General features: G+C 56.0%; 21 protein-coding genes and 1 riboswitch. Of the genes, 17 read left to right on the top strand and 4 right to left on the bottom strand.

Annotated elements, in window-relative coordinates:
* Positions 1–2,253: TonB-dependent receptor (locus NTH01S_RS01250; protein ID WP_084366838.1), on the top strand; the 2,253-nt coding region annotated here is incomplete at its 5' end.
* A gap of 230 nt (positions 2,254–2,483) precedes the next feature.
* Here NTH01S_RS01250 and alr read toward each other — a convergent pair.
* A complete protein-coding gene (gene alr / locus NTH01S_RS01245) occupies positions 2,484–3,596 on the bottom strand; it encodes an alanine racemase (protein WP_068168066.1) in 1,113 nt (370 codons plus the stop codon).
* A gap of 171 nt (positions 3,597–3,767) precedes the next feature.
* On the opposite strand from alr, the gene NTH01S_RS01240 reads away from it, so the two are divergent.
* From NTH01S_RS01240 to NTH01S_RS01205, 8 genes are all read left to right on the top strand, one after another.
* Positions 3,768–5,132, top strand: coding sequence for a lipopolysaccharide biosynthesis protein (locus tag NTH01S_RS01240; RefSeq protein WP_068168063.1), 1,365 nt, complete (start codon positions 3,768–3,770; stop codon positions 5,130–5,132).
* An 8-nt stretch (positions 5,133–5,140) separates the two neighbouring features.
* Entirely contained in the window at positions 5,141–6,271 is a 1,131-nt protein-coding gene (locus tag NTH01S_RS01235; RefSeq protein WP_068168059.1) for a hypothetical protein, read from the top strand.
* Positions 6,271–8,097, top strand: coding sequence for a fatty acyl-AMP ligase (locus NTH01S_RS01230; protein WP_084366816.1), 1,827 nt, complete (start codon positions 6,271–6,273; stop codon positions 8,095–8,097). The genes NTH01S_RS01235 and NTH01S_RS01230 overlap by 1 nt, the downstream gene beginning before the upstream one ends.
* Before the next feature lie 112 nt (positions 8,098–8,209).
* Positions 8,210–8,455, top strand: coding sequence for an acyl carrier protein (locus tag NTH01S_RS01225; RefSeq protein WP_068168057.1), 246 nt, complete (start codon positions 8,210–8,212; stop codon positions 8,453–8,455).
* Positions 8,456–8,457: 2 nt separating this feature from the next.
* The gene (gene spt, locus NTH01S_RS01220; protein ID WP_068168054.1) at positions 8,458–9,651 is read left to right on the top strand and encodes a serine palmitoyltransferase; all 1,194 of its coding nucleotides are present in this window, start codon (positions 8,458–8,460) and stop codon (positions 9,649–9,651) included.
* 86 nt (positions 9,652–9,737) lie between these two features.
* Positions 9,738–9,815, top strand: a riboswitch (Fluoride riboswitch).
* 26 nt (positions 9,816–9,841) lie between these two features.
* Positions 9,842–11,167 (top strand): voltage-gated chloride channel family protein, encoded by a 1,326-nt coding sequence (locus NTH01S_RS01215; RefSeq protein ID WP_068168051.1) that lies wholly within the window; start codon positions 9,842–9,844, stop codon positions 11,165–11,167.
* A gap of 254 nt (positions 11,168–11,421) precedes the next feature.
* Positions 11,422–11,886: a nuclear transport factor 2 family protein gene (locus tag NTH01S_RS01210; RefSeq protein WP_068168048.1), complete on the top strand. Its 465-nt coding sequence runs from the start codon at positions 11,422–11,424 to the stop codon at positions 11,884–11,886.
* Between the two features lies 1 nt (position 11,887).
* Positions 11,888–12,463, top strand: a complete 576-nt coding sequence (locus tag NTH01S_RS01205) for a TetR/AcrR family transcriptional regulator (RefSeq protein ID WP_068168045.1) — start codon at positions 11,888–11,890, stop codon at positions 12,461–12,463.
* Here the strand turns inward: NTH01S_RS01205 and NTH01S_RS01200 are convergent.
* Positions 12,435–14,492, bottom strand: coding sequence for a ComEC/Rec2 family competence protein (locus NTH01S_RS01200; RefSeq protein ID WP_245642026.1), 2,058 nt, complete (start codon positions 14,490–14,492; stop codon positions 12,435–12,437). The genes NTH01S_RS01205 and NTH01S_RS01200 overlap by 29 nt on opposite strands.
* Before the next feature lie 296 nt (positions 14,493–14,788).
* Between NTH01S_RS01200 and gltX the strand changes: the two genes are divergently transcribed.
* From gltX to plsY, 4 genes are read left to right on the top strand one after another with little or no spacing between them, the layout of a single operon-like run.
* Complete coding sequence (gltX, locus tag NTH01S_RS01195) at positions 14,789–16,189, top strand: glutamate--tRNA ligase (protein WP_068168039.1); 1,401 nt, start codon at positions 14,789–14,791, stop codon at positions 16,187–16,189.
* An 11-nt stretch (positions 16,190–16,200) separates the two neighbouring features.
* A complete protein-coding gene (locus tag NTH01S_RS01190; RefSeq protein ID WP_068168036.1) occupies positions 16,201–17,148 on the top strand; it encodes an aspartate carbamoyltransferase catalytic subunit in 948 nt (315 codons plus the stop codon).
* On the top strand, positions 17,145–18,434 hold the full coding sequence (locus NTH01S_RS01185; protein WP_068168033.1) for a dihydroorotase: 1,290 nt from the start codon (positions 17,145–17,147) through the stop codon (positions 18,432–18,434). Before NTH01S_RS01190 ends, NTH01S_RS01185 begins: the two co-directional genes overlap by 4 nt.
* Positions 18,431–19,057, top strand: a complete 627-nt coding sequence (plsY, locus tag NTH01S_RS01180) for a glycerol-3-phosphate 1-O-acyltransferase PlsY (RefSeq protein ID WP_068168030.1) — start codon at positions 18,431–18,433, stop codon at positions 19,055–19,057. Before NTH01S_RS01185 ends, plsY begins: the two co-directional genes overlap by 4 nt.
* Positions 19,058–19,207: 150 nt before the next feature.
* On the opposite strand, the gene NTH01S_RS12145 is transcribed toward plsY, so the two are convergent.
* On the bottom strand, positions 19,208–19,342 hold the full coding sequence (locus tag NTH01S_RS12145; RefSeq protein WP_267288046.1) for a hypothetical protein: 135 nt from the start codon (positions 19,340–19,342) through the stop codon (positions 19,208–19,210).
* Between the two features lie 94 nt (positions 19,343–19,436).
* On the opposite strand from NTH01S_RS12145, the gene dprA reads away from it, so the two are divergent.
* Complete coding sequence (gene dprA, locus NTH01S_RS01175) at positions 19,437–20,606, top strand: DNA-processing protein DprA (RefSeq protein ID WP_068168027.1); 1,170 nt, start codon at positions 19,437–19,439, stop codon at positions 20,604–20,606.
* Between the two features lie 27 nt (positions 20,607–20,633).
* Positions 20,634–23,324, top strand: a complete 2,691-nt coding sequence (gene topA / locus NTH01S_RS01170) for a type I DNA topoisomerase (protein WP_068168025.1) — start codon at positions 20,634–20,636, stop codon at positions 23,322–23,324.
* A gap of 70 nt (positions 23,325–23,394) precedes the next feature.
* Here the strand turns inward: topA and NTH01S_RS01165 are convergent, their stop codons facing one another.
* Positions 23,395–23,604 carry a hypothetical protein gene (locus NTH01S_RS01165; protein ID WP_068168022.1) on the bottom strand — a complete coding sequence of 70 codons (210 nt, stop codon included), beginning with the start codon at positions 23,602–23,604 and terminating at the stop codon, positions 23,395–23,397.
* On the opposite strand from NTH01S_RS01165, the gene NTH01S_RS01160 reads away from it, so the two are divergent.
* Complete coding sequence (locus tag NTH01S_RS01160) at positions 23,603–25,213, top strand: S41 family peptidase (RefSeq protein WP_068168020.1); 1,611 nt, start codon at positions 23,603–23,605, stop codon at positions 25,211–25,213. The genes NTH01S_RS01165 and NTH01S_RS01160 overlap by 2 nt on opposite strands.
* 89 nt (positions 25,214–25,302) lie before the next feature.
* On the top strand, positions 25,303–25,653 hold the full coding sequence (locus NTH01S_RS01155) for a DUF1491 family protein (protein WP_068168017.1): 351 nt from the start codon (positions 25,303–25,305) through the stop codon (positions 25,651–25,653).
* Positions 25,654–25,817 lie beyond the last annotated feature (164 nt).

The raw sequence follows: 25,817 nt of genomic DNA, 5'->3' as shown, positions 1-25,817 counted from the left end.
CACGTCAAGGACATTGTTGTTACCGCACAAAAAAGACCCGAAAATCTTCAAAAAACACCCATCTCTATTTCCGTCATGAGCGCAAAGAGCTTGGCAGATCGTCACGTCATTTCACTGGTTGATATGGCCGATGGCTCGATCCCATCTCTTCACGTTGAACAGTTTGCTGGCCGTAACTCTGCACTGATCGTCAACATTCGTGGCGTCGGTGTGTTGGGCGATAGTAACCAACCCGCACGAGACCAGGGCGTAGGCGTTTACATCGATGGCGTTTACTTTGCACGGCCGCAAGGCCTCGGTGCCGCGATGCTGGACGTTGCCAATATTGAAGTCCTAAAAGGCCCGCAAGGCACACTCTTTGGGCGTAACACCGAAGGCGGTGCGCTCAACATTGTCACGCGCCGCCCATCCGGCAAGTTCAAGGTCCGTGCCAGCGGCGGAATGGGCAATTACGGCAGCAACCTTGGTGAACTCCACGTTGACCTGCCTGCCTTCCATGACATCGCCGTCAAAATTGACGCGATGACCGCTCACCGTGATCCCCTGACGGATAACCCACTCACAGGCGCAAGCGGCTTTAACCAATATGACCGCCGGGGTGTACGCGCCGAAGCAATGTGGCGCCCAACATCATCGTTCAGTGCTGATTACGCGTATGACAACAACTACGACAGCACGACATCCATTTACAGCCAGCACCTTGCCAACGGCACGAACAAACAAGCCGCTCTCGGGGTTATTCAAACCTCACGCGCCAAGACGGCCGTAGCCGGCGTGCCAGAGCAACCCAGCATTGGCAGAACCAGCGGCCATCGCTTCACGATGGAATGGCAAGCCATTCCAAAGCTCCTGACCCTGCGTTCAATCTCCGCTTACCGCCAACTGACACAGTCTCAATATGACAATGCGGCTGTTTCATCGAGCATGTCCAACACAAGCGGTGATTTCACAAACTACACCTTCAGCCGTTACAGCTTGGCCAATTTCAAGCAGCACCAGCTGAGCCAAGAAATCCAAGCTATCGGTGACCTGCCACATCTGCGTTATGTTGGCGGCTTCCTGTACTACCATGAAACGGTCAGTGATAACGCCCAAGCGTTTTACACCAACCAGTTCACCAACGCAGCCGGTAGCGCGTACCAATTGCTCACCGGCCCCGCGTTTAACGACTATTCTTTGCAGCGCGTTGACCGTGCCAGCCACGTCAACACAACCAGCATCGGTGCGTACGGTCAGGCCACCTACACCCCGTCTATCCTCAGTGAAAAACTTCACCTGACGGGCGGCTTGCGTTGGTCCCGCGACACCAAAGATGGCCACCTCGGGACCGTCAATGGCGCAGCACCTGTTAACCGCGCGGGTGTGAGTGGCCCAATTCCATTGGAAGCAACATGGTCACGTGTTGACCCGATGCTGAACCTTGGCTTTGATGCCGCCAAGAACCTTTATCTCTACGGTAAATGGAGCACGGGTTACAAATCCGGCGGCGCAAACTCCCGCTCTCAGAACTATGATGCCTTCGCTCCAGAAAGCATCTCCATGTTCGAAGGCGGCTTGAAATCTGAATTCCTGAACCACCGTATGCGCTTCAATGCCACTGGCTATTACGGAATTTACAAAGACATTCAGGTTGATTTCCAACGCCCATACCAAATCGCCAACCAACGTACGAACCGTACAACCATTTCAACCTTTAACGCCCCTGGTGACGGCAACGTAAGTGGCGCAGAAACAGAACTGACCTTTATCCCCTATCAAGGCGTTGAAGTTGGCCTGTCCTATGCCTACAACCATGTGCATATCCCACCAACCGCCAACCCATATCCAAACGCAAATGGTGTGGTTTTACCTTTGCAGGTTCCCATCTATCAGGTGGTCACCCCTGCACATTCCGGCAGTGCTCAAGTTAATTACACCCGCCCATTCGAGCACTTCACTCTGCTGGCCCATGTTGATGGGAACATCAACTCAGGCTTCTACTCCAGCTCTACAGACCCCGTTTACCTAGGCCCTAACAATCCACGTAACGTTTACCAACCACGCGGAAATAGCGGTCTTATCGTAAACAGCCGTATTGCCCTCGCTCACGTGCAAGTTGCCAACAGCGCGGCAAAGGCGACGTTCTCTCTTTGGGCACGTAACCTGTTTAACAAGCAGTATGTCTACGACAAGAGCCTCAGCGTAACGACGGGCCTGCAAGGCTATATCAATGAGCCTCGTCAGTTCGGCGGCATGGTTGAAGTGGCATTCTAAAACCCCACCTCACCTTTCACGAACGACGCCTACCATATGCGCCTCCCCATAGATCGTGGGGAGGCGCATATGCGTTCTGACAAAATACTAGTCACGCAAAAGCGGAGAAGAGGCTGGCCTTAACGCCTCTTCAAACACTCTAGAACACACATATTTACATCCCGGCACTCAGCACACGCTGAGTGGATGATCATGCACAGACCGTCACCAGAACGGTCTTCCCGGTCAACTTAAAGATAATGTCGGTAAAAGCGCGCCCCTAAGGACGTTAAAATTTCATAGCCAATCGTCCCGCCGCTTGCGGCCAAGCTATCAACCCCTTGGTTCGGCCCCAAGACCGTCAAAACGTCACCCGGCTTTAAGCTCTCTGGCGCGTCGCTAATATCAACCGATACACTGTCCATAGACACGCGCCCGACCAACGGAAAACGCACATCACCACACCATACAGCGGCTTGGCCTGCTTGAGCACGGAAGAAACCATCCGCATACCCAATACCTAACGTCGCCAAACGCGTGGGCTTTTCAGCCCGCCAGGTTAGCCCATACCCAACACCTGCGCCCGGCGGTACGGTCCGTATTTGCACCACGCGCGCTTCCAACCGTACAACATGCCCTAAAGCGGGCACGCCATCATTCGGCGCTACGCCATAGAGCGCAGCCCCCGGCCGCACGAGCTCGAAATGATATTCCGGCCCCAAGAAAATGCCTGACGATGCCGCCAAAGAACGTGGCACCCCCGGAAAATGCTCCGCCATTGCGATAAAATTACGACGCTGCTGTTCATTCGCTGGATTATCCGGCGTATCGGCACACGCCAAATGGCTCATCACCAAACAGGGCTGAACCCCATCAAAGGCCCCTTCTACCGCCAAATCCGCATCAGAAAGACCAAAGCGAGACATCCCACTATCGACCTGCACAGCACACGGCAATGGCCCACCATGCACAGCGCCAAAATCAGCCCACTCTTGCACCTGCCCCAAATCATTCAAAACCGGGATCAAATGATGGGCATGCATCAAATCGGCGCAACCGGCCATAAAACCATGCAACACGAAAATACGCGCCTGCGGTAAAACCTGACGCAGTTGAACGCCTTCTTGCAGATGCGCCACAAAAAATGTTTTCGCTCCAGCAGCCAGCAATGCCGGCGCAATCGCCGCAGCCCCTAGCCCATATCCGTCTGCTTTCACCACAGCCGCACATTCGGCGGCACCCGTCATGGCATCTAATTTTTTATAATTTTGCGCCAAAACCTCCCGGTCAACGCAGAGCCACGCTCCTGCCATTGCTTGAGCAGAAGAAAAAGCACTCGAATCGTCTTGGTTCAGAAATGACATTGGGTAAGAAACCGGCGCTAAATGAAGAATTGCCCCATAACGGGTAGCGATTTGCCGTAAAAATGCAACATTCCCCCACTCTACACCATTCCGATTCTGTGGGTCATACCTATATACCCCCTAAACCAAAACAACAGTGATGCCCCTTATTATGAAAGTTTCGCGGAACTAATGCCGGAGTCTGACCTCCCCTCTCAGTCGTTAAAAGCTGGCGGTGTACGCCGCGTCATGAAAAATCTTGGCGTGCTTCTCGGTGGCCGTGCGGTTAATGCGCCGCTCAGTCTCGTGCATATCTGGCTAGCAACGCATTTGCTCGGCAGCTACGGCTTCGGCCTCATTGCCATGATGTACGCTTTTGCGCGCACTATCGGAGATGTTGTCGATTTTCAGTCGTGGCAAACCGTTTTGCAATATGGCTTACGCCCCCTGACAGACGGCAATAAACGTGAATTTCAGCGCATTGTGTCGTTCAGCCTCTTCCTAGACATCATAGGCGGCGTCGCAGGCTTGCTCATTGGCGTCGGCATTAGTGCTTTCGCCATGAAATCCCTCGGCTGGCCACCCGAAATTCATCGTATCGGCATGCTCTATTGCGGCTCTATCCTCTTCATGGCGGCCGCAACTCCCACGGGGCTTCTGCGCGTCTTTAACCGCTATGACCTTCTGGCCGTCCAAGGCACCATCGCCACCATTATCCGTGTCATCGGCACAGCCAGCATGCTGCTCACCGGCCCCTCCGTCGCCATTCTTGCGGCGGTCTGGTTCCTTGCGGAAATCATCGCATGGGGCACGATCTCGGTCATGGCCCTGAAAGAAATGACCCGACGCAACCTCCATACGGGCTTTTCACATGCCTTCGGTGGCGTCATGCGTGACCTAGCCCATCGCCGGTTTTCACAGCATTACCCACGCCTCTGGCGCTTTGTCTTTTCAACCAACCTCAACTCCACCCTAGCCCTCGCTTTTGGGCATATCGGAACACTGGTGGTCGGCGCCTTCGTCGGCCCCGCCAGCGCGGGTTATTACCGTATTGCCAGCCAAATCGCCGCAGGCATCGCCAAGCCCGCAACACTCATCCAAACAACCGTTTACCCCGAAATGGCTCGCTTATGGCGTGACCGCGCCATGGGTCGCCTCCGCCGCTTAACGGTGCAAGTCGCGCTAACCGCAGGTGCTATTGGCACTGCGTTGCTGCTCATCACTCTCTTTGCTGGCGGCCCTCTTTTGCGCCTTTATGTCGGGGCCGATGGCGCAATCGCAACACTGCCCGTCACCTTATGGCTCTTAGCTGCCGAAGTTGTGACCGTCTGGGGCCTCCCACTCGAACCGCTTCTCTTCACCATTGATCGTTCTGACGCCGCCATCATCGCGCGATGCCTTGAATGTGCGCTTTTCCTGCCGGGCTTGGTTCTCGTTGTGCAGAAATATGGTTTAAGCGGCGTCGGCCCCGCCACACTCGCCGGGGTGACTCTCCTCATCAGCATTCAGCTGATTTTTGTCATACGCACCCCCCTCACCCCGAAAACAACGGGATAACCCCTATTATGCGCGTTGTTTTCCCTCTTATTGCCCAGCGCCATCAAGCACTCCATGCCCTGCCAATCGCGTTCGAAATGGCCTCGCGCCACACCGATGTATCCGTGGACGTGGCGTGCTTAACACCGGGGCATCTAGAGCTTGCTCGCTCCATCGCGCAGCTCTACCCTGAGGCCAAACTGCGCCTCACTCTCCTCCCGTTATCCCCCGCTTTACGGCAACGCATCGAAACGCGCGGCCTGCGCGTTATTGACCGGCTATACGGTCTTTTCGTGTCACGACGGTACCTCAACGGCTTTGACGCCATCATCGTACCAGAAGCCACCTCGCTTTACCTCCGCCACATGGGCGTCACACGCCCTCGTATGATCTGGACTGGACATGGCGCCGGGGACCGGGCCATCGGGTTCGCCCAACATCTGCGCAAATTTGACTTCCTGCTGCTGCCCGGACGGAAAATTGAAGAACGCATGCTCAAAGAAGGCATCGCTCGACCGGGTGCTTACGCCCGCGGCATTTATGGCAAGTTCGACATTGTCCACCGCCTTCAAAAACACCGCCCAAAACTCTTCCAAAATGAGAGAACCACCCTTCTCTACAACCCACATTTCGTGCGCCGCTTCTCCTCATGGCCTCTCATGGGCGAGAAATTACTCGATTTTTTTGCTCAGCAAGAGCACTATAATGTGGTTTTTGCGCCACATTTTCGACTTTTCGACAACAGACGCGCCGAAGCCGACGCGCTAAAACGTCGCTATGAAGGCGTTCACCATCTGTTGATTGACCCCGGAAGCCAGCGCAGCATTGATATGACGTATACGCTGGCGGCAGACATGTATATCGGCGATGTTTCCAGCCAAGCCGCAGAATTTGTTATCCATCCGCGCCCTTGTCTCTTTCTAAACGCACACCATGTTGCATGGAAAGACGACCCAAACTACCTGTCATGGACGCTCGGCCCCGTGACGGAGACTCTGGATGACCCTGCTGCGTCTATCGCACATGCGTTCAAGACACATCCTGAGTTTCTTGAGACACAGCGCCAGTATCTGTATGACACATTCGAGACACACGGCGATAAGCCGACTGCACCTCTAGGGGCAGACGCAATCATCGCCTTCTTACAACGAGCCGTATAATGCCCGGCATTTCTGAAAACGGCATTTCTAACGAAGCGAGTCCAGGTTTGACCGAAGCCACCCAACACCCCCCTCAACCATCCACACCGGCACAGCCTACCCCAAGCCGTTCGGGCCTGAACCGACGCTATGGTGACTTCCCGAGCTTCCCTGCCGCTCTGGATTACGCGGCACAGGGCGAGAGTGGCTTCAACATTTACTCAGGCCGTGGCCAGCTTCTAGAAGCCCTGCCGTACCGTACCTTGCGTGAGCAAGCCATTGCCATGGCTCGCCGTTTGCTGAGCCTTGGCCTGACACAGGGTGACCGCGTCGCCATCGTGGCGGAAAGTGACGGTGACTTCGCCCGCATTTTTTTCGGCTGTCAGTACGCAGGCCTCGTCCCGGCGCCTCTGCCGCTGCCCGTCGCTTTCGGTGGGCGTGACGGCTACATCACCACTCTGCGCGGCATGATCAGCAGCGCCGGTGCGCGCGCTGTCGTCGTACCAGACGTCATCGGCGGATGGACTGGCGAGATTATTGACGGGCTAGACCTTGTCTTTGGTGGCTCCCCCGCTGAACTTAGCGCACACACAGCCCCAGACATTGCGCTTCCAGCCATCCAAGCCGATGCTCTGTCCTACCTCCAATTCTCATCCGGCAGCACGCGCTTCCCGATGGGAGTATCCGTGACGCAAACAGCAGGCATGGCCAATGCCCGCGCCATCGCCCATGATGGTTTGCAAGTACGCCCATCATCCGACATCGAAGATGATCGCTGCGTCTCATGGCTACCGCTCTACCATGATATGGGTCTCGTTGGGTTCTTCCTGACGCCAATGACCTGCCAATTATCTGTGGACCTGCTCCCAACACGTGAATTCGCACGCCGCCCCCATGTTTGGCTGGACCTGATCAGCCGGAACAAGGGGACTATGTCTTACAGCCCATCCTTCGGTTTTGAGCTATGCTCACGCCGCAATGGCGCACCCGGTCTGGACTTGTCCCACTGGCGTATTGCAGGGATCGGCGGCGACATGATCCGCCCGCATATCCTAGAAGAATTCGCCGAACGCTTCGCCGCGAATGGCTTTAACAGCAAAGCCTTCGTCGCAAGCTATGGCATGGCCGAAGCAACACTCGCCATCAGCTTTGCCCCTCTTAATAACGGCATGCAGACGGATACTGTGGACCTCCGCCGTTTGGAGAGCACCGGCATTGCAGTTCCATGCAATGACCCGTCTCACGCTTTGCGCACCTTCGTACGCTGTGGCCGCGCCCTGCCAGACCATGCCATCGAGGTTCGTGACCAGCATGGTAACCCTCTACCAGATCGTCGCGTCGGGACTGTATACGTCCGTGGACCTAGCCTCATGGTTGGATATTACGGCCGCCAAGATGAAACTGATGCCGTTTTGGATGCACAAGGCTGGCTGAACACAGGTGACCTTGGCTACATGCTGGATGGTGAAATCATCATCACAGGCCGCGCCAAAGACCTTATCATCATCAATGGCCGTAATATCTGGCCGCAAGACCTTGAATGGTCTGCCGAAAGCGCCATCGATAGCCTCCGCTCCCGTGATGTGGCCGTCTTCTCCGTTGATGGCGACGAAGGCGAAACGATCACAGCGCTTGTCCAGTGCCGCGCAAGCGACCCAACCATGCGTGATCGCCTGACCAACGACCTCACAGCCCTCTTCCGCCGTGACCATGGTGTGGATGTGCGCGTTGTATTGGTGCCACCCCGTACCCTGCCGCAAACATCTTCCGGCAAACTCACCCGCGCAAAAGCCAAAGCTATGCTGCTCTCTGGCGCATTTGAAGACGCAGAACACTCTGCCGCCTAAAGCGCCATACCCCCGCCACAGAGCGGGGATATGCACCTTCGGGATTTACGGCGCAGGGCTTCCTGCCGCATAACACATCACCTTTGGCCCATAAGCATCAAGAGTACAGAGCATGACTGACAGCGTATCCAGCATTTCACAGATGATCATCGAAAAACTGCTCGCTAACCCGAAAGTCCCCCGTGACATCACCGGTAGCAGCAAGATCGTCGAAGATCTGGCGTTTGACAGCTTGGCCGTCATGAACTTCGTTATGGAAATCGAGGATGAACTCGACGTTTCCGTACCGCTCGACAAACTGGCTGACATCCGCACAATTGATGATCTAGCAACCTGCCTGAATGGGCTGAAGGGCTAAGCGTGACCGACCTTTTCGCCAAACATGCTGCGCTGAAAACGGCTTATGATGGGCTAAGCGCGCTGTCACCACGCAACCCGTTTGAAGTCGTTATTGAGCGCCCTCTATCAGCAACGCTCGGCGTGATTGAAGGCCGTGAAACACTGCTGTTCGGCACCAATAATTACATGGGCCTCAGCCAATCGGACGAAGCCGCAGAAGCCGCGATTGAAACCGTCCGCAGCATGGGCGTCGGCACCACAGGCTCACGCATTGCGAACGGCACATTTGGCCTCCACCGTAAACTTGAAGAACGCTTGGCGGCGTATTTTGAACGCAAGCACGCCATGGTGTTCTCCACCGGTTACCAAGCCAATCTCGGCACGATTTCTGCACTCGTGAACAAAGATGACATCTTGTTCCTTGATGCAGACAGCCATGCCAGCATTTATGACGGCGCTAAGCTGTCTGGCGCACAAGTCATTCGCTTCCGCCATAATGACCCGGCAGACCTCGATAAACGCCTGAACCGTGTCAAAGACCATCCGGGCGCTAAGCTGATTGTTGTAGAAGGCATTTACTCCATGACGGGCAATGTCGCCCCGTTAGCAGAGTTCGTCGCGGTCAAAGAGAAGCACGGCGTTGCTCTCATGGTGGACGAAGCCCACTCTTTCGGTGTTTTAGGTGAAAAAGGCCGTGGCGTTGCGGAGGTCCAAGACTGTGAAAAGGGCATCGACTTCATCGTCGGCACCTTCTCTAAATCCCTGGGCACCGTTGGCGGTTACTGCGTCAGTGATCATGACGGCATAGACCTGATGCGCCTGTGCTCACGCCCGTACATGTTCACAGCATCTCTCCCTCCAGAGATCATCGCGGCAACCATCGCCACGTTAGACGCCGTAGAGCAGCAGCCAGAACGCCGCACCAAACTGTATGAAAACGCAGCGCGCCTCCATGCCGGTTTGAAAGCCACAGGCCTGTCCATCAGCCAGCATGTCTCTCCAGTTATCGCTGTGACGCTTGAGACCATTCCTGAAGCCGTCACATTCTGGAATGCCCTGCTTGAGGCTGGCGTGTATGTGAACCTTTCGCTCCCACCCGCGACACCTGATAACCGCCCACTTCTACGCTGCTCCGTCATGGCAGCGCATAGTGCAGACGAAATTGATCAGGCTGTTCAAGCCTTTACACAAGTTGCAAACGCTCTTTCAGCCTGATACCCCACCCTCGCAAAGCACATTCTGAGCCTTGCGGGGGCATTATGCACAAGCATTGACAAATCTTCCTAAGTTTTGCGATGCTCTCGCCCAACGGTAATGGATTTCTGCCGGGCCATCATGGTCGAACTGCCCTTGCAAGGGACGATGATTCCTACCCAGCGCCTGCACCAGGCAGCAAGGAGGATTCATGCGCGCTTTATTCCACAACTCTACCCTTTCCGTTCTCACCACCACGCGTACAACGCTACTATGGCTTGCCATTATTGTTCCCGTATCGGCCGTGATCGGCTCGCTCTGCGCGGCATTTTTATGGCTGCTGGATTGGGCAACACAAACACGCTTTTCTAACCCCTCTTTCCTCTACCTGCTCCCCGTTGGCGGGGCGGGCATCGCATGGCTGTACCAGCGCTTTGGCGGCACGTCAGACGCGGGCAATAATCTCATTGTTGAACAAATCCATCGCCCTACCGCCGGTGTTCCCTTCCGAATGGCACCGCTTGTCTTCTTAGGCACCATCGTCACCCATCTTTTTGGAGGCTCTGCCGGGCGAGAAGGAACCGCCGTTCAACTCGGCGGAAGCCTCGCCAGCACTGCGGGTCGATTTTTAAAGCTTGCTCCCGCACAAACACGCATACTCCTCATGTCTGGTGTCGCGGCAGGCTTTGGGGCGGTCTTCGGCACGCCTTTAGCCGGTGCTGTCTTCGCACTCGAAGTCCTATCGATAGGGCGCTTGGAATATGCCGGACTTCTGCCCTGCCTTCTGGCCTCCATCCTCGCAGATTGGACGTGCCATAGCTGGGGCATGCACCACACACTTTACCATATCGCCACACACATTCCGACCACAGGCCCTCTTTTCCAGCACCCCATTCTTCTCGCCAAAACGGCACTTGCAGGCATCGCATTCGGACTAACAGCCCTCCTCTTTGCCGAAGCCAACCATACTTTGGGTGGCGTTTTGAAACACCGCATACCGTCCGGCCCATTACGCGCCGCTTTTGGCGGATGCATCATCATTATGCTCGTTTGGGCCTTACACACCCGCGCCTATCTGGGCCTTGGCGTATGGTCTGCCCTTCCCGGAGATCCCACTCTCTCCGGCTTCTTTACACCCACCACAGATTATTGGAGCTGGGCCCTTAAGCTCCTCTTTACGGTCATTACCCTCAGCGCAGGTTTTAAAGGCGGCGAAGTCACCCCCCTCTTTTTTATCGGCGCAGCCCTCGGCCATACACTGGCCACACTGCTCAACGCTCCCACAGATCTCTTTGCCGGCTTAGGCTTCGTGGCCGTTTTCGCTGCCGCGGCCAATACGCCCATCGCCTGCACCCTAATGGGGATCGAGCTTTTTGGTGCAGACTACGCCGTCCCCCTCACCATTGCGTGTTGGGTCGCCTATGCCTGCTCCGGCCATCACGGTATCTACTTGTCACAACGGATCGCAACACCAAAACACCAGCGCATTATGGCCCCTATCAACGCGACACTGAGAAGCATGCGCGAAGGCAAATAAAACACACTCAACCCTACCCCCAGCACAAGCACCGAGCGTTTTGGCCTCTGCCCATTACGCATAAATGAGCCCATCTTCCGCAAGGAGGACTGCTCCCATGTCGCAGAACCCAGCAACGCGGCGCCATCATCCGTATCCTCTGGCGCCGTAAGCTCATCACCCTCTCCCACGCACAACACATGCTGGACAACACTATAAAAATAACCTAAAGCTAAATTTGTACTGATTGGTACAAATTTAGCTTTAGGTGCACCATGCCGCGTCCCCCCTTACCTCCCTTCTCCGCAGAAACAGCCGCTCAAAAAGCACGACTAGCGGAGGATGCATGGAACAGCCGTGATCCGTTCACAGTATCACAGGCTTATTCGCCCAATAGTCAGTGGCGGAACCGAGATTCGTTCCTCTGTGGACACGCCGAAATCATCCATTTCCTAACCCAAAAATGGGCTAATGAGCACGAATATCGTCTCATCAAAGAAGTCTGGGCCTATACCCATAACCGCATCGCTGTCCGCTTCGCGTATGAATGGCATGATAAAACTGGCCAATGGTTTCGCTCATACGGAAATGAAAATTGGGCGTTTGATAAAAATGGCCTCATGCAAACACGATTTGCGTCCATCAACGACCTTCGCATTACAGAAGCCGAGCGCAAATTTCATTGGCCCATCGGGCGCCGTCCTGACGCTCACCCCAGCCTTAGCGCATTAGAACTCTAACGTGCCCCGCCCTTCTAAAGACCCCGCACAAACCCTCGCCATACTCGCTGAAGTCTTTCGTGAGTATGGCTACGAAGGCACAAGCATTGGCCTCATCACACAAGCCACAGGCTTAGGCAAAGGGAGCCTATATAATTTATTCCCCGGCGGCAAAGCCGAGATGATGACCACAGTTTTAACGGATATCAAAACATGGTTCGAAACACATATCTATGCTCCCCTACAGGCCGAACCACACACACCAACGTCCATTCAGTCCATGCTGGACGCGGTTACACGATACTTTCATTCCGGTCAGCGCGTGTGCCTCATGGGTGTTCTTGCTACCGGGCATCAACGTGACCAATTTTCAGAGACAATCGCCCATTATTTTACCACATGGATAGAAACGCTTACAGCCTCCCTTGAACGCATACACCTTCCACATCACGATGCCCGTCATCTGGCAGAAGAGACTGTTTTACAAATCCAAGGCGCCATTATTTTATCACGCGCCCTCAATGACCCCGCGATCTTTCAACGTACAATCACCCAACTGCATAACAAGCTCACTCCGCCGGCGCCAAAGGCAAAGTAGGCATACCACGCCACCCCGGTGGCGGCACCCAAGGCCGTACCCCCTGGACCATCCGCCCAGACACAAGGCGAATACCGTCACTGCTCGGATAAACCGTAAAGGCTCCATCACGCCACACCGAAAAACGATCAATCCGCTCCACACCCGGGCACGCCCCCCGTGCTGGAGAGGCACTGACAAACAGCACCACATCACGGCACATCTCGGCAGATGGCAAGACTGATCTTTCTACGCGGCCACTCACCCTCAGCAAAAACATACGCCCGCCAACAGACAACCGGCAAAGCCCCTCCCTGCATGCCTCTGGCAAAGGCTGTACTGGCAGAGCCAATGCCTGCGTCCAGTCTGCCAATACAGAACGGTCCAATCCACTGACGGGCCCCACCCGCAATGCAGCCCCGTCACGTACGGCCACCACACCTGCATCAGGAGCCACCAAAAGTAACGGCTTTTCCACACATATACTCGCCAAGCCCAAAACAAGTGGCACTGCCCCCGCCCAGCGCCCTGCCCCTCTCCATAAACAAAGACACGCAAGACCAAACATGACGCAACAAAGCCCCCATGCTGGCATCGCGGGTACAGCACTCTGCGCCCATGGCCATTGCGCCACACAGGCTGCAAGCCATTGAATCATTGTTACACCCCACCCCATGACCTGTATTGGCAAACCCGCCATATGGAATGGCATTAGAAAAACTGATACAATTCCCGCAGGCATAACCCACACAGCCATAAGCGGAACCGCTACCATATTCGCGCATACAAACCACGGCTGAAACGTACCAAAATGCGCCATACTCACCGGCAATGTTGCAAGACCCGCCAGCAAAGACGTCAGCGCCAACATCACCACATGCACCAAGCCCCTCCGCCATAACTGCCCCTCTCCCCGCAGCTTTAATAACGGCGCACGCAACCCTTCATATCCCGCGATCAATCCCATCACAGCCGCAAAAGACATTTGGAACGACACATCCAGCACAACATGCGGGGTCACAACCAACAACATCATAGCGATGACCGACAAAGAGCGCATGGACATCACCCTGCGCCCACTCAACAACGCGACGACAAACAACCCCGCCATTCCCAAGGCCCGCACACTTGGCACATGCGCTCCAGTCAGCGCCACATACACAGCGCCAAGCACAAAGCCGCCAATCACAGCAATTTCTTTACACGGCCAACACAGCGCCGCTCGCTCAGAAAGAACGAGTACAGCCCTTACTAAAATAGTCGCGCTCCCCATCACCAAGCCCAAATGCAAACCCGCAACCGCTAAGAGATGAGCCAAGCCAGATGCCGCAAAATCCTGCCGTGTTTTAGGAGAGAGACGCGCACTCTCCCCAACCATCACCGTAGCCACGATAGCCCCAGATTGCCCCGGCAAAACCGCGTAGAACCGATCGGCCATCGCCTCACGCATACGGCGCAACCAAGCCCCGCGCGCATGCCCCTCCACCGTAATACCCCCCAGAGCATAACCACTCCCCGCAAGGCCGGAAAACCACGCCTCACGCTGCATATCACGCCCCCCTGGCCATGCAGGGCGCTGCGGTGGATGCAATAAAGCCCGCACACTGACGCGCTGCCCGGAGGATATGCCCGTCTTATCATCCGCCCGCAGCCGAACCGTTAACGCTCTGCGCAATGGCGGCATCCCAGCGTCGCTTGGCGTATCAAATACAGCCCCCTCAATACGCAACCGCCGCACTTCGCCCGTTTTCTCATCGCGTTCCGGCAAAAGATCGACCGACTGAACCTCACCAACCACGGTCACAGCGCGGGTTGGTAACGCGGGCATGTCCGGCTGCCGGCGCGTCTCCCATAAGGCATCGGCACACCCTAATACACAGAGCAAAACAGCACAGACGACACGCCCCCACAGCGCTGAACCCCGTACGCACCACGCCCACCCTGCTGCAACAATCAGCGCAATAGAGATACCCCAAACGGGCACCTCAAAGGGCAGTGCACAATAAAATACTACCCCCAGCGCAAAAAAAACCGGGGACCAATTCAACAAAGAGCGCCCCTGAAAGGCCAAACACCCCTCTAAAAATCGACTTATTTTTAATAAAACCATAAAAATATACCCGATATTTATTTATATTTTATATTCTATTGAACAATAATTATATCAGCAACAATGTTCTGTAGCGATCACCGCACATCAAAAACGAAAAGTATTTTGCGCGCCAATAACTGCACCCCATATTTTTGTACCCCCCAACAACAGGCATCACTTCCAGCCACGCAGCACCACTCCCACACATCATTTGCGGATAGCGAGACCGCCTCAGATTATGATAAGAGGGCGGCATGACAATCCGCACTCGCTTCGCCCCCTCGCCGACCGGGCTCCTGCACGTTGGTAATGCCCGCGCGGCCCTGTTCAACTTCCTTTATGCACGCCATCACGGCGGCCAATTCCTGCTTCGTGTTGAAGACACGGACCGCGAGCGCTCCACGCAAAAAGCGGTGGACGTACTGCTGGACGGCCTAAAATGGATGGGCCTGACACCGGATGAAGAACCGGTGTTCCAATCCACCCGTCAAGACCGCCACACAGAAGTTGCACAAGACCTGTTGGAACGCGGCCTCGCCTATCGCTGCTATTGCACGCCAGAAGAACTCACAGCCATGCGCGAAAAAGCCATGGCAGAAAAGCGCCCCCCCCGTTACGACGGCACATGGCGCGATCGTGACCCATCCGAAGCCCCAGAAGGCGCACCATTCGCAGTACGCCTCAAGGCCCCGCGTGATGGTGAAACCATTATCAAAGACCTCGTCCAAGGCGAAGTCCGTGTTGCGAATGCGGAGATGGATGACCTCATCATCCTACGCTCCGATGGCACGCCAACCTATCTGCACGCTGTTGTGTGCGATGACCACGATATGGGCATCACCCATGTCATGCGCGGTGATGACCACCTGACCAACACCTTCCGTCAGGCGATGATTTACCGTGCGATGGGCTGGGACCTCCCATATTTTGCACATCTCCCACTGATCCACGGCCCTGATGGTGCCAAGCTGTCCAAACGTCACGGCGCGGCCTCTGTGGTGGATTTCCGTGATGAGGGCTATTTGCCAGAAGCACTGTGCAACTATCTGCTGCGCCTCGGCTGGGGCCACGGCGATGCTGAAATCCTGTCACGCGAAGACCAGATCCGCCTGTTCGACCTCGATGGTGTCGGCCGTTCTCCATCCCGCATGGATTACGCCAAATTGTCTCACTTCAACAGCGTTTGGATGCGTCAGGCCGATGATGCGCGCCTCACCGATGACGTGATGGAGCGCCTGAAAAGCCACGAAAACGTCGCCATTAATGATGCAACGCGCAGCCGTGTTCTCGCACTGATGCCGGGCCTCAAAGAGCGTGCGAAAACATTGGTTGAACTGACCAATAATGCCGCTTTTGCAGGCTTTACCCTGCCACTGACCTTCACACCCAAAGCTGAAAAACTCTTAGGGGAAGATGGGCAGAAGGTGCTCAAAGGCATCCGCCTCGCATTAGCTGAGCTCCCCCACTTCACCGCCGAGGCGATTGATGACGCACTCCGCGCTTATGCCGAAACCAATACGTTGAAGCTGGGTGCCGTCGCACAACCTCTGCGCGCCGCCATGACCGGCAGCACCACCTCACCCGGCATTGACCTGACACTCGCCGCCCTTGGCCAAGATGAGGTCTTGGCACGCATTGACAGTGCTATCAGCTAAAAGAGCGAGCCATGCCTGATCCGTCTCCGCCCCTCCGTCACCTCCTCGGGATTGAAGGCCTTACCAAAGGCCAGATCCTCCCTATCTTGGACTTGGCCGAAAGCTACGCCCTCCTCAGTCGTTCCCGCTCCGCCCCGCGGGAAACACTGCGCGGGCGTACGCTTATCAATCTGTTCTTTGAAGACAGTACCCGCACACGCACCAGCTTCGAACTCGCAGGGAAGCGCCTCGGGTCAGACGTCATTAACATGACCGTCGCCACAAGTTCGGTGAACAAGGGCGAGACGCTTCTTGATACGGCCGCCACCCTCAACGCCATGCGCTGTGACCTCTTGGTCGTCCGCCACGCGCAATCCGGCGCACCAGCCCTTCTGGCGCAGAAAGTTGAAGCCAGCGTCATCAATGCGGGTGACGGCATGCACGAGCACCCAACACAAGCCTTGCTCGATGCACTTACCATCCGCCGCCATCTCGGCACGCTGTCTGGCCTGACCGTCGCGATTTGCGGTGATATCGGCCATAGCCGCGTCGCCCGCTCCAACATTCATCTGCTCACCGCACTCGGCAGCACAATTCGCCTTGTGGGCCCCCCAACCCTGCTTCCCGGTACCATGGCAGGCCTAGGCAAAGGCAATGTCACCATTCACCACACCATGGAAGATGCCCTCAACGGGGCGGATGTCGTGATGTCTCTGCGCTTGCAAAAAGAACGTATGGGCTCCGGCCTTGTCCCTAGTGCGCGTGAGTATTTCCGCTTTTTCGGCCTCAACCGCAAGCGCCTCGCACTGGCCAAACCAAATGCTCTAGTCATGCATCCCGGCCCGATGAACCGAGGCGTTGAAATCGCTTCCAACGTCGCTGATTCCCCTCAAAGCGTCATTTCCGAGCAAGTTGAAATGGGCGTCGCCGTCCGTATGGCCGTGCTAGACCGCCTTTCTCGCGGACGGAGACCCTCATGACCACTCTTTTCTTCCACAATGTTCGCATCATTGACCCAGCCAGCAACCGTGACGCACCCGGCACCCTCACCGTCCATAATGGCGTTATCACAGAACTTGATGCCGCAACCGCCCCCGCAGGTGCACGCAGTATTGACGGACGCGGCGCCGTCCTTGCGCCAGGGCTGGTCGATATGCGCGCAGACCTTGGCGAACCCGGATTCGAATACCGTGAAGATGTTGAAACAGGCGCACGCGCGGCAGTAGCCGGTGGTGTCACCACCCTCGCCGTCCTGCCCAATACCGCTCCGACGATTGATGACCCCGCTTTGGTGCAGCACCTCAAAGAGCGCGGCAACGATACGGGCATGATCACCATCCACCCTTACGGTGCACTCACCAAAGGCTGCGAAGGCAAAGAAACCGCAGAGCTCGGCCTCCTTCAGGAAGCCGGGGCCGTCGCCTTCACCGATGGTACCCGCACCATTGCCGATACGAAGCAGCTCCGGAACCTGTTATCCTACGCACGCTTCATGGATGGGCTCATCGTCCAACACCCGGAAGACCCCTCGCTGGCACGCGGCGCCTGCGCCACATCGGGGCCACTCGCCACGCGCTTGGGGCTCCCACAAGTCCCTGCTGCGGCTGAGGCTATCCTCATCGCCCGAGATTTACGCCTTGTTGAAATGACCGGTGGGCGCATGCATTTTGCACATGTCTCCACAGCAGAGGGGCTAGACCTTATCCGCAAGGCAAAAGCCCGTGGCCTCGCCATTACCTGCGATACGGCCCCGCCTTACTTCCTCCTAACGGAAGAAACCATCGGGGATTTCCGCACCTACGCGAAACTCTCCCCACCACTCCGCAACGCCACCGATAAAGATGCCGTTCTTGCCGCACTGACCGACGGAACGATTGACGCTATCGCCTCCGATCATGCCCCGGCTGATGCTGACGACAAACGCCTCCCCTTCGCGCAAGCCCGCGCTGGCGGTATCGGCCTCGTGACACTCCTGAGCGCAACTCTTGCTTCTGGGCTAGACCTGCTGAACGCCCTGCGCCTCATTACGTCTGCCCCGGCGCAAGTCTTGCGCATCAAGGCCGGCACACTAGCTCTCGGTGCCAAGGCAGATCTCTGCCTTTTCGCACCTGAGCAAACATGGGTTGTTGAATCCGGAAAACTGCCGGGACGCGCACAAAACACACCTTTTGATGGTAAAACCATGCCCGGAACAGTTCTCCGCACTTTCCGCCACGGCACGGAAGTCTATACCGCCCCATCCTGCACAACTGAGGGCGCGGCATGACCGCAGTACCGCATAGCCTGTTCCTTTACGCTGCCCTCGCTTATCTCCTCGGGAGTATCCCTTTCGGGTTGCTTCTGACCGCAGCATTTGGCGGCGGTGATATTCGTAAAATCGGCACTGGCAATATCGGCGCTACCAATGTGCTACGCACCGGCAAAAAAGGTGTTGCCGCCGCAACCCTGCTACTAGACGCCCTCAAAGGCGTGCTCGCCGTTTTACTCGCTGCGCGCTTCGCACCAGACCACACAGCACAAGCCATGGCTATCGCGGCCTTCTGCGCTGTTTTGGGGCATTGTTTTCCGGTTTGGCTGGGGTTCAAAGGCGGTAAGGGCGTTGCCTCCGGCTTAGGGGTCATTTGGGCGCTAAGCTGGCCGGTTGGTCTACTGAGCTCGATCCTATGGCTGGCCGTTGCCCGCTTTAGCCGTATTTCATCGGCAGGGGCACTCACCGCATTCCTCGCCGCGCCCTTACTAATGATTGCGATGGTTGGCTCCTCCCCGCTTGCCTCCCCCTTCCCTTTAGCAACGCTGGGGATTTCAACCATTATTTGGTTACGCCATTACGGTAACATCATACGCCTCATCAACGGCACAGAACCACGCGTAGGGCAAAAGACCCCATAAAAACTATCCGCCGGGCACTATACTCCATTGCCCGGCTGACTTTGTTCGGGCACCCGTCCTTAGCACGGTGCAGGCTCCTATAGGCCCGCGCAATACGCCGTACCATCATAGAGCACCATTCTGGCTCATGCTTCCCCAGCGCACCACAGATCACTCCGCCAGAATACGATCAATCTCATCATGCGCATGATGCGGCGTAATCAGCGTTTGTGCGACCGCAAACTCCGCAAAACACTTACGAACATGATCGTCATTTCCATCCGCCAGCGTGTGATGCACCAACACCGCAAGTGGTTAAAACCGTTGAAAAACCAGAAATCCGCGCACCCACCCCAGCAGCTTACAGTTTATTAACCTCTTCTCACCTAACACTCGGCGCATGCCACTTCACCCGACACCTCCACCAACCGAACGCATCAATGCCATACGTCTCTCCCGCATCTCCGGGATTGGACCCGCCAATTTTACCAAGCTCATGCGCCAATACGGTTCCGCAACACAGGCCCTCGACAATCTACCAGACCGTTTCCGGCGCGCTGGCCGCAGCGCCCTCCCTACCATCCCAACACAAACCGAAATCGAAACAGAGCTTGCATGGTTAGAGACCCATAATGGGCATACCCTTTTGCGCTCAGACCCTGATTACCCAGCCTTGCTCACACATATTCCCGATGCACCGCCTGTCCTCTTCGCTCAGGGCGATGTTCGTAAGCTCTCTCAACCTGCCATCGGCATTGTGGGGGCACGTAATGCGTCCGCAGCCGGCATTCGCATAGCAGAAAGCCTTGCAGCCGAAATTGCAGCCCATGGGTATTATGTGCTCTCAGGCTTGGCCCGTGGTATCGATTCGGCAGCCCATAAAGCGGCCTTACACCCAGGCCTCACCGTCGCCGCTATCGCTGGCGGATTAGATCATATTTACCCCCCAGAACATGAGCAGCTTCAAAATGATATTGCTGAACGCGGCTGCCTCATTACCGAGGCTCCACTTGGTACAGTCCCACAAGCACGGCACTTTCCGCGCCGAAACCGTCTGATTGCAGGACTTGGAATCGGCTGTATTATTGTCGAAGCAGCCCTGCATTCCGGCACACTCATCACAGCACGATTAGCCCGTGATTATGACCGCCCGCTCTTCGCTGTGCCCGGCTCTCCCCTTGACCCACGCTCCCGTGGTGGAAATATGCTTTTAAAACATGGCGCCACCCTGACCGAAAATATTCATGATATTTTACCAGAGCTTCCAACGTCTCTCCCGGATTATATCCCCGCCCCATGGGGTATAAAACAGCAGAATACCTTAGGTTTTTATGACACACCCTCTCCGTGGAGTCCTACGCCCACCCCCTCAAATATGCGCGAAAAAGACCTCGATTTTATCATCGAACACATCCGTCCTCTCCTATCTGTCACATCAGTAACGGTTGACGAGGTTGTAAGTCGCTGTCAGTTCTCCGTTTCGGCCGTACTTTCAGCCCTGACCGAATTAGAGTTGGGTGGAGTGCTGGAATTCGTGCCGGGGGGACGCGTAGCGCTCCTACCAATGTAAGACGAACGCGGTAGCGCCGGAGGGACAATGACGGACGTAGTGGTGGTCGAAAGCCCGGCGAAGGCAAAAACGATCAACAAATATCTTGGAAGTGATTACACCGTACTCGCTTCATTCGGGCATGTGCGTGACCTCCCCCCCAAAGACGGCAGTGTCCGCCCGGACGAAAATTTTGCCATGGCCTGGCAAACCGATGAGCGCGGCTCCAAACAAATCTCGGCCATTGCCAAAGCCCTCAAAGGCGCAAAAAATCTCTACCTAGCGACTGACCCGGACCGTGAAGGTGAAGCCATTTCATGGCATGTCCGCAGTGTTCTAGAAGACAAGAAACTTCTCAAGAACCTGACCGTCCACCGCGTCACCTTCAACGAGATCACCAAATCAGCCGTGCAAGCCGCAATGGCCGCACCACGTGAGTTAGATCAACCACTCATTGATGCGTATCTCGCCCGCCGCGCACTCGATTACTTGGTGGGCTTTACGCTCTCCCCCGTCTTGTGGCGCAAACTCCCCGGCAGCCGCAGCGCTGGCCGCGTGCAATCCGTAGCCTTACGCCTTATCTGCGAGCGCGAAGCGGAAATCGAAGTTTTCAAACCGCGTGAGTACTGGAGCGTGACGGGCGGCTTCAAAACACCAGCCCAAGCCGCATTCCAAGCCAAATTAACCCAGCTACAAGGCGATAAGCTCGACCAATTCACCCTCAATACCGAAGCCCTAGCCTTCGCAGCCCGTGATACCGTCCGCGCAAGCAGCTTTACGGTGCGCGCCGTAGAGCGCAAACGCACAAAACGTAACCCACCGCCGCCTTTCACCACCTCAACACTCCAGCAAGAAGCATCGCGCAAGCTCGGCATGAGCGCCCAGACCACGATGCGGACAGCCCAACAGCTCTATGAAGGCGTTGAAATCGGCGGAGAAACCGTCGGCCTGATCACCTATATGCGTACCGATGGCGTAACGATGGCTCAAGAAGCCATCGCTTCCATCCGTGGCCATATCGGACAAGCCTTCGGCTCTGAATATGTCCCGACATCCCCGCGCGCTTACGCCACCAAAGCCAAGAACGCTCAAGAAGCCCACGAAGCCATACGCCCGACCGAGATCATCCGTACCCCGGCGCATGTGTCAGCAACCCTCACTCCAGATCAAAAACGCCTTTACGACCTCATCTGGAAGCGCTCTGTCGCATCTCAGATGCAATCCGCAGAAATGGATCAAGTCGCGGTCACATTGGCCGATGAAAGCGGCAAAACGCTCTTACGCGCGACCGGCTCTACCATAGCCTTTGATGGCTTCCTAAAGCTTTATATCGAAGGGCGAGACGACAGCAAAACCGGCGATGATGACGATAGCCGCCTACTTCCTCCCATGAAAGAAGGCGACCGTATCAGCACCACGGCGGTGGATGCTGAACAGCACTTCACCCAGCCACCACCGCGTTATTCTGAAGCATCACTCGTCAAGAAAATGGAAGAAATCGGCATTGGCCGCCCTTCCACCTACGCCTCTATTCTCAGCGTTCTACGGGACCGAAACTACGTCCGCCTCGAAACACGACGTTTCATGCCCGAGGACCGTGGCCGCTTGGTCACAGCCTTCCTCACCTCCTTCTTTGAACGCTATGTCGATACAAGCTTCACAGCATCGCTCGAAGAACAATTAGACGATATTTCCGGTGCCCGCGCAGACTGGCACGATGTCATGGCCGCTTTTTGGCGTGACTTCTCCGCCGCCGTTGATCAAACTAAAGACCTCAAAATATCCGATGTCATTGATGCCCTTGATGACGATCTGGGCGCGCATTTCTTCCCCGCTAAGGACGACGGCACAGACCCACGCACCTGCACCGCCTGCGGCACAGGGCGCCTCGGCTTACGCCTTGGCAAGCATGGCGCATTCATTGGGTGTTCCAACTACCCGGAATGTCAGTTCACGCGCCGCCTCGTCGCGGATGACGGGCAAGATGACGGCCTGAAAGACGGCATGCGTGTGGTCGGGCAAGACCCCACTACCCAAGAAGACATCACCATCCGGCGCGGCCCATACGGGCTATATATTCAACGCGGCGAAGCAGACCCGAACGATAAAAAAGCCAAGCCCAAACGCACCACTATCCCCAAGGGCCTCGATGGTAACACCATCACCTTAGAGCAGTCCCTCGGTTTGCTCTCCCTGCCGCGTGTTATCGGCCCTCACCCAGAGACAGGTGAAACCATCGAAGCCGGATTGGGCCGTTTTGGGCCATACGTCAAAATGGGCGCGATTTTCGGGACATTGGATAAAGATGATGATGTTCTCACCGTCGGTCTAAACCGTGCGGTGGATAGTCTTGCCAAAAAGCTCGCTTCCATCCGTACTCTGGGCGCACACCCCAAAGACAATGAGCCCGTTATGGTCCGCAAGGGCCGCTTTGGCCCCTATGTGCAACACGAACAAATGATCGCCACGCTAGCAAAAGACCGCAGCATGGATGACGTCACACTGGACGAAGCGCTCGCACTGCTCGCGGAAAAGGGTAAACCCCTCAAAGGTGGTGCTAAAAAAACCACAGCGCGCAAAACAACGACCAAAGCGACATCAAAAACAACGGAAAAAACAGCCGCCAAACCCAAACGCACCACAACCACCAAAAAAAGCCCAACCGCGACAAAAACCACGAAAAAGCCTTCTTCACGCGCAAAAAAAACAAAAGAAACCGCGTCGCAAGACAGCGAATAACCCGCCTAACCCCCTCACGAGAGGGGTTTATGGGCGCGCCTACCCCTCTTCTCTTTCTGTAGAAGCGGGGCTATGGCGTATGCGTGGAATCAGCCGCATAAGATTCCACGCATACGCCATTTGGAATCACGTCTTTGCGCCACGCCTTCCCTTTGCCCTCCATCATCAGGTCCGCGCCATCATATGCCGTACAGTGCGTTTCCCCTGTGATACGGCGTGCGATACGGCGTGTATATTTTTGCGCTTCAATCGCGGTACTGATCGGGTGGTCAGGTGCCATGGTACCCACATCTGCGCAAACACCACCGAACATTCCGGCTCCCACATCTCTCCCCGCCAATACCTTCCCCACCAATGACACCCGTGATGTCATCGCTGCCGCTCTGCGTTTTTTGTCCCCACGGACCCTCGACAACCATAGCGCTCATGAGTTCAGCCTTTGGGGACTAGATGGCCTAACGGCTATTGACCCGACCATTACCATCCAAGAAGATCCAACGCCCCTCCCCGCCGCCACACATGGTGCACCAGAGGACAAACCAACCCCCAACGTATCGCTCAGCGTGATACGCGGGCAAAAAGTGCTCTTCCAACACATCATACCCGCAGACAATAATATCACCGCATGGGCGACCCTTGCAGCAGAAGCGTTACAAGCAAGCTGGCAGTCCTCAGACGCCATTCATCAAAACAGTGCCGACGCGCTGCTTCAAAGCTTTTTTGACGAATTATTCAACCATCTGGACCCTTACTCACGCTATCTCGCGCCATCCTTTGCAGATCATGACCGGCAAAAACGCGTGGGGCATGACGGCTCCATCGGCATCACCGTCGATACGAGCGGTCACAACATGATCATTTCAGCCATTAATGCCAACGGCCCTGCTTGGGCGGCAGGCTTAAATATCGGGCAACATATCCTTGCTGTAGATGGCAAAACGACACACCACCAAACTGCAGAACGCGTCCAGCATTGGCTGGAGGGCGATAACGGCACAGATGTTACGCTCCAGATCGCAACCACGAACCATACGCACGCAACCGTGACGCTCACACGCAGCGCCGTTCCACCAGAAACCGTATTCCTTGAGCATCATGGGCGCTACCCAGTCCTAAAAATCACCTCTTTCTCGTCTGAAACGGCCGAAGAAATGAGCCAATTTCTCAGCCAAATCCTGCCCCCAGATGATACTTTCACACCCCATGCCGACCATTCTCCAGCCATCCCCGGCCTCATCCTTGACCTGCGCGGGGACCGGGGCGGTGTCGTTCAACAAGCCGTAACAACCGCCGCACTCTTCCTTGACCATGGCATTGCCGTGACAACCCATGGCCGTTACCCGCAAGCCAATCATATCTGGGCCGTACAGGGCGGGGATATGACCACAGGCGCACCCATTATCGTGCTTGTTGACGGCAGAACGGCCAGCGCCTCAGAAATCCTCGCGTCAGCTTTAGCAGACCACCGCCGCGCCGTGGTGATCGGGAGCGAAACACTCGGCAAGGGCCTCACACAAGTCATTGGACAAATGCCCAATGGCGGAGAACTTTTTGTGACATGGAGCCGCAATCAAGCGCCTCTTGGCTGGCCCCTGCAAGGCTTAGGCGTCATGCCCCAAATTTGCACATCACTGGGTGCAAACAGCTTGGATGCACAGCTTAGAGCCCTTGAACATGGCCACAACCTCATGGAAGACGCCCTGCACACCGCACGTGCAACCCGTGCCCCCGTCACGGTTTCAAAAGTCCTCGCTATCCGCAATCAATGCCCCGCCGCACTCGGCACCGATGCCGATCTGGACCTCGCAGCCAGCATCCTCTCCTCACGGCAACTCTACACAACCGCTCTTAACGCCGTCCCAGATGAAAACAGCGCGCCCCTCCATTAGAACCTTCCGCACACTTTCATCACATAGCTCGGCCCTCTCTCGGACCACGTGCTGTAAACTCTCATGATTGGCATAAGGAATATCATCACATGTCGCGCCTCAAAACGGGCCTTTGGGTCCGCGCCACACTCCGCCGTTTCAATGATGGTGACCATTCCGCTATGGTCTTACACCGTGGCGATGAAGATGCCGGAGCCATTATCATCCTTCTGGAAGACCGAGCCCGTCATCACGTTATTTTGCGCGAAGATAACGGCTCATGGGTCCGCACCCCCCTGACCGATAACGAAACACTCAACGACTATATTGCCCGACAACAACGCTATGACCCAGATTTATGGGTGATCGAGCTCACCGTACCGGATTGTGCTGCCCCCATTGAACAAGAACTCGGCTCCCGCACCTGTGATGATGACGAAGCTGAAGAACTCTTCTGGTAAAATACAGACGAAACCGTCAGGGTATGTGTAGAGAAAAAGCCACAGACCGCCCCTAAAGCAGCGCGTGCTACGTGATAAAACCCAACCGCCCATGCGGGAAGCGCGTTGCGTTTCCACTCAGTTTCAGCAAGAAACCATATCCGTATTGGGCAATTTGGAGAGAG

The organism is Neokomagataea thailandica NBRC 106555 (genome assembly GCF_001598495.1).
GTDB lineage: Bacteria > Pseudomonadota > Alphaproteobacteria > Acetobacterales > Acetobacteraceae > Gluconobacter > Gluconobacter thailandicus_A.
The sequence above is the reverse complement of the archived record's forward strand: the minus strand, read 5'-3'. Positions and strand labels throughout refer to the sequence as shown.